Raw genomic sequence first — 8,976 nt, 5'->3', positions numbered from 1 at the left:
GGTAACGGGCGACTTCGCCACGCGTCTTGGCCGGTGGCCACCGGCCAAGACGCTAAATCGCTTCCATCGCACAAATCATGCCCGTGCAGATACAAGGGGATTCTCTCCACGGGCGATGATGCTTGTGAAGCGAACCCCTCACCCAAGCGAGTTTGTTGCTGGCGCCGGTGTCGCCCTCTCCCACAAGGGGCGAGGCACATTAACTGGCGCCTCGCTCTTCCTCGTCGCGCTTGCGCAATAAGTCCTTTGCAAGATCAGTCAGCGCGGGACGCGGCAGTGCCGTGAACGGCAGCGGCCGGATTACCTCGATCGCCGCCAGCCCCAGGCGGGCGGTGAGGAGGCCGTTGAGGACGCCTTCGCCGAGGCGCTGCGAGAGCTTGGCGGCGATGCTGTGGCCGAGCATCTGCTGGATCAGGCTGTCGCTGGCGGCCATGCCGCCGGTGATCGCCAGATGCGCGATCACGTGGCGCATGAGGCTGAACATGCCGAGCGCGCCGGGCCGGCCGCCATAGAGGTAGGCCAATTGCCGGATCATGCGCAGCGCCGCCACGAATACGAACAGCACGTCGATCGCCGCACGCGGGCTCACCGCGGTGACGACCGAGACCCGCTGCGCCGCTGACGACACCATGCGCCGCGCCTCCTCATCGAGCGGCGTCATCAATTCGCGCTCGGCGAGCTTGATCATGTCGGCGCCGTCGATGATGTCGTCGGCATGACCCTGCAGCGTGGCGCGGGCGCGGGCGAGTTGCGGGTTCTCGTGCGCGAGCTTGAGCAGGTCGTTCACGATCACGCGGCTCGCGGCGCGGTCGTCGCTGAGCAGCACGTCAGCGGCACGCGAATGGAGCTTCTCGATCGTCGCCAGCCGCGCCAATCCAAAGGCCTCGCGGCCGATGACGACGAACAGCGCGACCGTCGCGACCACGGCCAATGCGAGGCCGACGAAGCCGAGCCCTTGGTTGCGCGCAAACAGGTCCTCGATCAGGTTGATGACGCCGAGGCCTGCGCCGAGCAGCATCAATCCGCTGGCCGCCGCCCAGAACAGCGTGCCCCAGCGGAAGCCGCGGCGCGCCGGTACACGCGGCGCATCGACCGGCACCGGCAGCAGCGCCGGATCGGGCTCCGGCGTGATCTGGATGGTGCCGCGGGCGGGCCGGCCCTTCTCGTCGGCGTCGATCACGATCACGGAGGGGTCGTCGAGCTTGAAGGTCGCCGGCCGCCGGTGGGACGTTTTCTCGCTCATTGCAGTCGGTCTCCGATCAGGAACTGGAGCGCGCGGTCAAGACGGATATGGGGCAGGGCGGGTTCCTCGTCACCCTCCCGCACCAGCTTCGGCGGCCGAAATCGCAGGAAGCGGTAATCGGCCTTGTCGGCGGTCGCGCTGGACAGGCCGCGGAAGGTGCCCCTGAACAGTTCCTCGGGATCGGCCGGCAGGTCGCCCGGAAAGGTCGCCACTTCAGTCTCGCCGTCGAAGGTCTCGCCATCGGCGGTTTCGCCCGGCGCCGGCGTGCCGAGGATCGACGGCAGCTTTTCCCGGCCGCGCGCCACCTGCGCTTCGCGGGTCGCGCGCACCGCGGCGAGCGCCACCACGTCGATCGCGGCCCCGGCAAATTCGGCGCGGTCGGCGGCCTTCGCCACCGTCCGCCGCAGGATCGCTTCCAGCCGGTCATGGCTCTGGTGATGCAGATGATCGGCCTTGGTCGCTGCAAACAGGATACGGTCGATCCGCGGCCGGAACAGCGCACTCAGGATCGTGCTGCGGCCGATGCGGAAGCAATCCAGGATGCCGGCGAGCGCGGCTTCGAGATCGTGCAGCGCCTCTGGCCCCGCATTGAAGGCGGCGAGCGCATCGACCAGCACGATCTGGCGATCGAGCCGCGCGAAATGATCGCGGAAGAACGGGCGGACCACGACGTCCTTGTAGGCCTCATAGCGCCGCCGCATCATCGCCCATAGCGAGCCGTCGGGCGCGGTGCCGTCAATGGGAACTTCCAGCGGCGCAAAGGTCAGCGCCGGCGAGCCGGCGAGGCCGCCCGGCATCAGGAAGCGGCCGGGCGGCAACAAGCTCATGGCAAAGCGTTCGTCGCGGCAGGCGCGCAAATAGTCGGTGAAGAGTTTCGCTGCCTTAAGCGCCGCCTGCTCGTCCTCGCGGCCTTCGCCATCGAGCGTCTTCAGATGCTCATGCCAGGGCGCGGCGAGTTCGGCGCGAAGCGGCTCGCGCGAAAGCGCAAGGCTCTCCGCCGACCATTGCTCGAAACTCTTGCTCAGCAGCGGCAGGTCGAGCAGCCACTCGCCGGGATAGTCGACGATATCGAGGGTGAGCGTGCGGTCCGCGCCATTTTGCCGCTGGTAGTCAATGACGAGGCGGAGTTCGCTGATGTCGGTGGTCGAGTTCGGCCAGCGCCGTTCCTCGACGAGGGTGCGGACATGGTTCTCGTAGTCGAAGCGCGGCACCGCATCGTCCGGCTGCGGCTCCAGACGCGCCCGGGCGATCCGTCCCGAGGCATAGGCCTCGAACACCGGAAAGCGGCCGCCGCGGGTCAATCCATGGATCAGCGCCGTGATGAACACCGTCTTGCCGGCGCGCGACAGTCCGGTGACGCCGAGCCGAACGGTCGGGTTGAAGAAGCTGTCGCCATAATCCCAGAGCGCCCGCGCCGACAGACGCGCTTCCTCGACGATATCGGTGAGATTGAGGGCCATGCAGGCGAGGAGCAACCCGGGCGGGAGGAGGGCAATGGGCGAACAATTATCCGCAAAATGGCAATTGATGGGCCAAAATCAAGCACTTCGTCAGGCAGGTCAGGGCGGCGCCGTTCATCGCCGGTTCAAAAAACAGCCACGACGATGGGATAGTAGATCGGCTAACCTCCCAACGCCGATGTCCCCTCGCTTCTACCGATGCGCGCCAACTGGTCATGACGATATTCCGACTGAAGCAACTCGCCTCCAATTCGTTCCATGCGGCCGGTGCCGTGATCTGGAACTACGACCGCGCCGAACTGATTGCCGACGGCATCGTCCATGTCGTCGGCATCTGTTTCGGCCTGATCGCCGCCACCGTGCTGATCGTGCTGACGGCTATCTACGCCACGCCGGGCGACGTCGCGGTGGTCTCGGTCTATGTCGCGGGCCTCTTGGCCATGCTGGTGCTGTCAGCGACCTATAATCTCTGGCCGGTGTCGCGCGCCAAATGGGTGCTGCGCCGGTTCGACCATTCGGCGATCTATGTCCTGATCGCCGCGACCTATACGCCCTTCATCATGGAATTGAGGGAGAGCTATTTTGCGCTAGCGCTCCTGATCGGCGTCTGGTGCGTCGCGATCGTCGGCATCGTGCTGAAACTGACGCTGCCGGGCCGCTTCGACCGCCTGTCGGTCGGGCTCTATCTCGCCATGGGCTGGAGCGGGGCGATGCTCTATGATGCGGTGGTGAAGGTGCTGCCGGCGATGGCGCTGTGGTTCGTGGTCGCGGGCGGCGTCTTGTACAGTCTCGGCGTGGTATTCCACGCGTGGCAGCGGCTGCGCTTCCAGAACGCGATCTGGCACTGTTTTGTCTTGCTTGGCGCGGCCTGCCATTATACGGCGATCCTCGACCTCGTGCTCGCGAGCTGAGGCGCTGACAAACACACATCGGGAGGGGGCCATGCAGGTGGCAGAAAAAGTCGTGGTCGTCACCGGCGGCGGCAATGGCATCGGCAAGGCGCTGTGCGAGGCGTTCCATCGCGCGGGTGCGGCGAAGGTGGTGGTGGTTGATCTCGACCATGCGGCCGCTGAGAAGGTCGCGGCCTCAGTGGGCGGCGCGGCGTTCAAATGCGATGTCGGGCAGGAGAAGAATGTCCTGCATGTGATCGAGGCGACCGAGCGAATGTTCGGCCCGATCGCGCTGTTCTGCTCCAATGCCGGCATTGGCGGCGGCTTCGATCCGCTCTCCGTGAATGCGGGCGGCACCTCGGACGAGCCCTGGGCACGGAGCTGGGCGATTCATGTGATGGCCCATGTCTATGCCGCGCGGCATCTGATCCCGCGCATGAAGACGCGCGGCGGCGGCTATTTCCTCAACACGATTTCCGCGGCCGGTCTGTTGTCGCAGGTCGGCAGCCCAGCTTATTCCACCACCAAGCATGCGGCGGTCGGCTTCGCCGAAAACCTCGCGATCTCCCATCGCGCCGACGGCATCAAGGTCTCGATTCTCTGCCCGCAGGGCGTCGACACCAACATGCTGCGCTCGATCCCGAAGGGCCCGCAATCCGGCGACGGCGACCTCACGGCAGAACAGGTTGCGCAGGACGCATTGCGTGGCATCGAGCAGGAAACCTTCCTGATCCTGCCGCACGCGCAGGTGCTCGGCTACATGCGCAAGAAGACCGAGAACTACGACCGCTGGATCGGCGGCATGGCCAAGATCCAGGCCAAGATGCGCGAAGAGCACGGGAAATAGGCGCAGGCGGTGCAATCCCCACCGTCATTGCGAGGAGCGAAGCGACGAAGCAATCCACGCCTCCACAAGCGGTGAAATGGATTGCTTCGTCGCTTCGCTCCTCGCAATGACGTGGAAAGAACGGCGCACTCCGCACGATCCTTCTGTGTGGATGAGGTCTTTCCACGGTTACAGATGTAGCCACGCCCGGCTTGACCCGGGCATCCACGCGGGAGTTGAGTAGAGCGAAAACGGAAATCTGCGAGGACGTCATGGATTTCGTCACGGTGCGGAACGGATCGATCAACCTCAATGTGGCCGTCGCCGGCCGCGGCCCCCTGATCGTCTGCGTTCACGGGTTTCCCGAGCTCTGGTACTCATGGCGTCACCAGATCGGTTATTTCTCCGAGCGGGGCTACAAGGTGGCGGCGCTTGATGTGCGCGGCTACGGGCAGAGCTCCAAGCCGCAGGAGATTGCCGCCTACAGCATTCGCAATCTGGCCTCAGATATCGCCGCCGTGATCGATCAATTGGGTGACGGCAAGGCGATCCTGTTCGGCCACGATTGGGGCGCGCCGATGGTTTGGAATACCGCGCTGCTCTACCCGAACAAGGTGACGGCGGTCGCCGGGTTGAGCGTCCCGTATATCCCCAGACGACCTGCGCCGCTTCTCGACATGTTCAAGGCCGTCTACAAGGACCGCTTCTTCTATCAGCTCTATTTCCAGGACGAAGGCGTGGCTGAGAAAGAGCTCGAGGCCGACATCCCTGTCGCCCTGCGAAAACTCTATTTCGCCATCTCAGGTAACGCCCCGCTCAACAAGTGGCTCGACCATAAGCCGGTGGATGCGAAACTGCTCGACGGGATGATCGATCCGCAGCCGTTTCCGGATTGGATGAGCGAGAAGGACTTGCAGGTCTATGTCGACGCATTTCGCGCCGGCGGCTTGCGCGGGCCGCTCAACCGCTACCGCGCGCAGGGCATCGATTTTCAGGACCTGGCGGAGTTCGCCGAAAAGCCCGTGACGCAGCCATCGTATTTTGTGGCCGGCGAGCGCGACGCGGTTCGCGCGTTCATCCCCGGCATGGATCTCTATGCGAACCCCGGGATTGGCTGCACCGACTTTCGCGGATCGGTCATCCTCCCAGGCATCGGCCACTGGGTGCAGCAGGAAGCGCCGGCCGAAACCAACGCAGCATTGGAGCGGTTCCTCGACGGGCCTTAAGGGTACGGAGAGTAAGTGAGGTCCATGGGACCCCGCGTGGGCGGAGATTTTCGGTTAAGGGCCGATATCCGTGCCCTCTATCGTCGCGCCTTCGTCTGCGTGGGCTTCTTCTTCACCCTCCGAGTGAGCTTTTCTTCTTCAATACCTTTACGAGCCGCGCGCGCCCTGAGCTTCGCCTCTTGTAGAGGCGGCGTGCCGCTTGGCGAGACGACGCCGTCGTCGACCTTATGCTTGTGACGGCCGCGCTCGGCGTGGGACAGCCGCCAGCGAACCAAATCGTCTGCACCGGGGCCTTCTTTGATTGCGAGATCCAGGGCGCTTAGCTGCTCGCCAGTGTTCTTGTCGATGAAACTCCACCCGACGTCGGCCCCGGTTTTTCGATTCACAAACTTCAGCGGCGGCGCTGAAGCGCCAGAGACGTCGCAGCGATCCCCGATCTGCGCGAGCACCGGCATCACGGAAGCGATTTGCCAGCCCTTTTGGGTCAACAGATATCCAAATCGTTCTGGATTTACCTGATAGCGCCGCCGCTCGATCAGGCCATTGGCCTCCAGGTGTTTCAGCCGGTCGCTCAGCGTCGCATTGGTCACGCCAGACGAATGGCGAAAGTCCTCGTATCGGTTAAGACCGAACACGAGGTCGCGCAGGATCAGCAGACCCCAACGATCGCCGATCACCGCCATCACGCCGGCGATCGAGCATACCATTCCGTCGAAACCCTTCGAGCGCATTCGCCATTTCCACGAGTGCGCGAGGAGAATCGTCGCGCAGCTCTCATCATAAGAGCCAACTTAGGTCGGCAATACGGCAAATTCAACGAAGCGTGAGACGAGCTAAACTTTCTTGCTTGTCGCAGTCACTCTCATTATAAGAGTTAGTGTCTAGTGATGAGTGCTGCCGTTTCGAATGACCGCGAAACCGCGCGATCACCGGGAGCGGCTCCTGTTGGCCGGGCGCGACGCCGCTGCCAATCGGCTCAAAAGGACAGGTCATCCGCGAGCATCCGGACGATCCGTTCATGCAAACCCGTGGAGACAACTATGCCCTCGCACACCACCTCCAAGATCTTCGTCATCGGCGGCACGGGCGCTCAAGGCTTGCCCGTCATCGGCGCCCTGGTCGCTGACAAGAAATATTCCGTCCGAGCCCTTAGCCGCGACCCTGCCTCCCGACGGGCAAATGCCCTTCTCGCGCTCGGCAACGTGTCCATCCTCGAGGGAACGTTCGCGGACGAGGCCATATTGCGGGAAGGATTCCGCGGTTGCGACGGGGCCTACGTCAATATCGATGGGTTCAACACCGGCGAGAAGGCCGAGACCTATTGGGCAATCCGCAGCTACGAGATAGCTGTGGAAGAAGGGATCAAGTTCTTCGTGTATGGGAATCTCGACTACGCGCTCAAGAAGTCTGGTTATGATTCCAAATTCCGCACGGGTCACTATGACGGCAAGGGCCGCATGGGCGAATGGATTTTGTTTCAAAACCAAGTGAACAAGGACAGGATGGGCGCGGCGGTGTTCACCACTGGTCCCTACATGGAGATGGCGATCTCGGCGATGACGCCCATGACTCCTTCTGTGGAGGATGGTGTCGTGACGTGGCGAGTTCCGCTTGGCAACGGAGCCGTGCCGCACGTTGCTCTTGATGATTGTGGCTATTATGCCCGCTGGCTTTTTGACAACCCGGAGCGTGCGAATGGCATGAATCTCGAAGTCGCCATCGAGCATGTTGAGTATCAGGAACTTGCTGCGGCGTTCGAGAAGGTGACGGGGCATCCGGCTCAATACATAGACACGGACTTGGACGCGTACTGGGATGGCCCGCTCAAGGCGGCTGCCGACCTGCCTGCCGGATACAACGCAGATCCCAATGACAAAAGCACGATGAGTTTCCGGGATAACTTCACCGGGTTCTGGAATGTCTGGAAATACGGAGTCGTTCAGAGGGATTACGGGTTGTTGGATGAAATTCACCCCGATCGGATCAGGAGTGTCGAACAGTGGCTTCGGCGGGAAGATCAGTTGGGAAGGGAACTTGGGAAGGGGAGCCTTTGGGAAAGAGTGCAACCGGAAAACCTGTACAAGTCACCGCCGCTTCTGAAGCTGACTGAGGATAAGAGGAAGGGGATGCTGTAGGGTGAACGGATGAAACAGGACGATCTTACACCGACTGATTTCTACACGGCTTGCGTATGTCTCGGCCTGAACAGGGCCGCCCGCGCCACATCGCGGAGATACGACGCGATGTTCAAGCCCATCGGCATCACGTCCGGACAGTTCACGATCCTGTCCGCGTTGAAGCGCAACGAGCCGGTGCCGATCAGCGACATGGCCGATCTGCTCGGTATGGATCGCACGACGCTCACTCGCAACTTGAAGCCCCTCGAAACCATGAAACTCGTTGCGATCCAGCCAGACGCACGAGATCGTCGTATCCGTAGTCTGATGCTGACGGCGAAAGGCCGGGTGCTCCTGAAAGAGGCGGTGCCTCTCTGGCGAAAGGCCCAGAAGGAAAGCAACCGCCGCATAGGCCCCAATCGTTGGAACGAGCTCAGACCGGCTCTGGACCTATTATCAGCCTGAGGAGCGCGAAAAGCGTCATACCTTGGTTAAATGCGTGTAACTACACTGAAACGGAGATAGGTCGTGGATCGAGAACTTGAGCTCCGCAAACGCCGCGGGACGCGCGTCTTGCTGGTGGTGCTGGCCATCTGGGGATTGGCGGTTGCCTTTGCCTCCGAGGCAGGCTTCTTTCGTGCCATTCCCACGCTGTTTCTGGGCGCCATCATCGCCTTGGGGATTGTGGTGCCTGTTATTGTCTACGCAATGTCCGATGGCTTCCGTGCATACATCGAAGCCATCGGTCTACGGTCGATAACGGCATTTCATATCTGGCGCATCGCCGCCGCGCTGGTTTTTTTCTGGTATGGGGCGCGCAACCTTCTCCCGGAAACCTTTGTTCGAAACGCGGGGTGGGGCGACCTCATCACGGGGTTTTTGGCCCTCGGCGTTTTACTGCTGCCCGAGAGTCGCAACCGGTACTTAGCCGTCCACATCTTCGGCTTCGCTGATCTTGTCGTGGCGATTGGTACGGGGCTGATCCTCTTCCTCGTCAACGACCCCCACATGTCTGGCATCCAAACGCTGCCCATGGCGCTGATCCCGCTCTACGGCGTCGGCATTTCGGGTGCGAGCCACATCATGGCGTTTGACCTGCTGCGTCGTGGCTCAGGGAACGAAGTGAAGCGCGCCGCTATCCAGACATGACAGAGACAACACATTGACCGCGCGAAAATACCGCGGGCAAACAATCCACGAAGTCGTGAAAGGAA

At 62.4% G+C, this 8,976-nt stretch carries 9 protein-coding genes; 6 read left to right on the top strand and 3 right to left on the bottom strand.

All coding sequences use genetic code 11. The annotated features are described in order from the left end of the window. Positions 1 to 199: 199 nt before the first annotated feature. Positions 200 to 1,243 carry a YcjF family protein gene (locus tag ACZYOF_RS22235; protein ID WP_463717116.1) on the bottom strand — a complete coding sequence of 348 codons (1,044 nt, stop codon included), beginning with the start codon at positions 1,241 to 1,243 and terminating at the stop codon, positions 200 to 202. Beyond that, positions 1,240 to 2,703 (bottom strand): YcjX family GTP-binding protein, encoded by a 1,464-nt coding sequence (locus ACZYOF_RS22230; protein ID WP_463717115.1) that lies wholly within the window; start codon positions 2,701 to 2,703, stop codon positions 1,240 to 1,242. The genes ACZYOF_RS22235 and ACZYOF_RS22230 overlap by 4 nt, the downstream gene beginning before the upstream one ends. A 215-nt stretch (positions 2,704 to 2,918) precedes the next feature. On the opposite strand from ACZYOF_RS22230, the gene trhA reads away from it, so the two are divergent. From trhA to ACZYOF_RS22215, 3 genes are all read left to right on the top strand, one after another. After that, a complete protein-coding gene (gene trhA / locus ACZYOF_RS22225; protein WP_130582441.1) occupies positions 2,919 to 3,614 on the top strand; it encodes a PAQR family membrane homeostasis protein TrhA in 696 nt (231 codons plus the stop codon). Positions 3,615 to 3,645: 31 nt separating this feature from the next. Beyond that, complete coding sequence (locus ACZYOF_RS22220; protein WP_130582442.1) at positions 3,646 to 4,440, top strand: SDR family oxidoreductase; 795 nt, start codon at positions 3,646 to 3,648, stop codon at positions 4,438 to 4,440. Between the two features lie 251 nt (positions 4,441 to 4,691). Then, on the top strand, positions 4,692 to 5,645 hold the full coding sequence (locus ACZYOF_RS22215; RefSeq protein ID WP_130582443.1) for an alpha/beta fold hydrolase: 954 nt from the start codon (positions 4,692 to 4,694) through the stop codon (positions 5,643 to 5,645). A gap of 77 nt (positions 5,646 to 5,722) precedes the next feature. Here the strand turns inward: ACZYOF_RS22215 and ACZYOF_RS22210 are convergent, their stop codons facing one another. Next, positions 5,723 to 6,376: a winged helix-turn-helix transcriptional regulator gene (locus ACZYOF_RS22210; RefSeq protein WP_130582444.1), complete on the bottom strand. Its 654-nt coding sequence runs from the start codon at positions 6,374 to 6,376 to the stop codon at positions 5,723 to 5,725. Between the two features lie 309 nt (positions 6,377 to 6,685). On the opposite strand from ACZYOF_RS22210, the gene ACZYOF_RS22205 reads away from it, so the two are divergent. The 3 genes from ACZYOF_RS22205 to ACZYOF_RS22195 all read left to right on the top strand — a co-directional run bounded on the left by ACZYOF_RS22205 (position 6,686) and on the right by ACZYOF_RS22195 (position 8,911). Next, positions 6,686 to 7,780: an NmrA family NAD(P)-binding protein gene (locus ACZYOF_RS22205; protein WP_394568800.1), complete on the top strand. Its 1,095-nt coding sequence runs from the start codon at positions 6,686 to 6,688 to the stop codon at positions 7,778 to 7,780. Positions 7,781 to 7,789: 9 nt separating this feature from the next. Then, on the top strand, positions 7,790 to 8,227 hold the full coding sequence (locus ACZYOF_RS22200) for a MarR family winged helix-turn-helix transcriptional regulator (RefSeq protein WP_394568801.1): 438 nt from the start codon (positions 7,790 to 7,792) through the stop codon (positions 8,225 to 8,227). 114 nt (positions 8,228 to 8,341) lie between these two features. After that, positions 8,342 to 8,911, top strand: coding sequence for a permease (locus ACZYOF_RS22195; RefSeq protein WP_463717119.1), 570 nt, complete (start codon positions 8,342 to 8,344; stop codon positions 8,909 to 8,911). Positions 8,912 to 8,976 lie beyond the last annotated feature (65 nt).

Source organism: Bradyrhizobium sp. LeoA1Lang (genome assembly GCF_055413685.1).
Note: the sequence above shows the minus strand (reverse complement) of the source record. Positions and strands in the feature narration are given on the sequence as shown.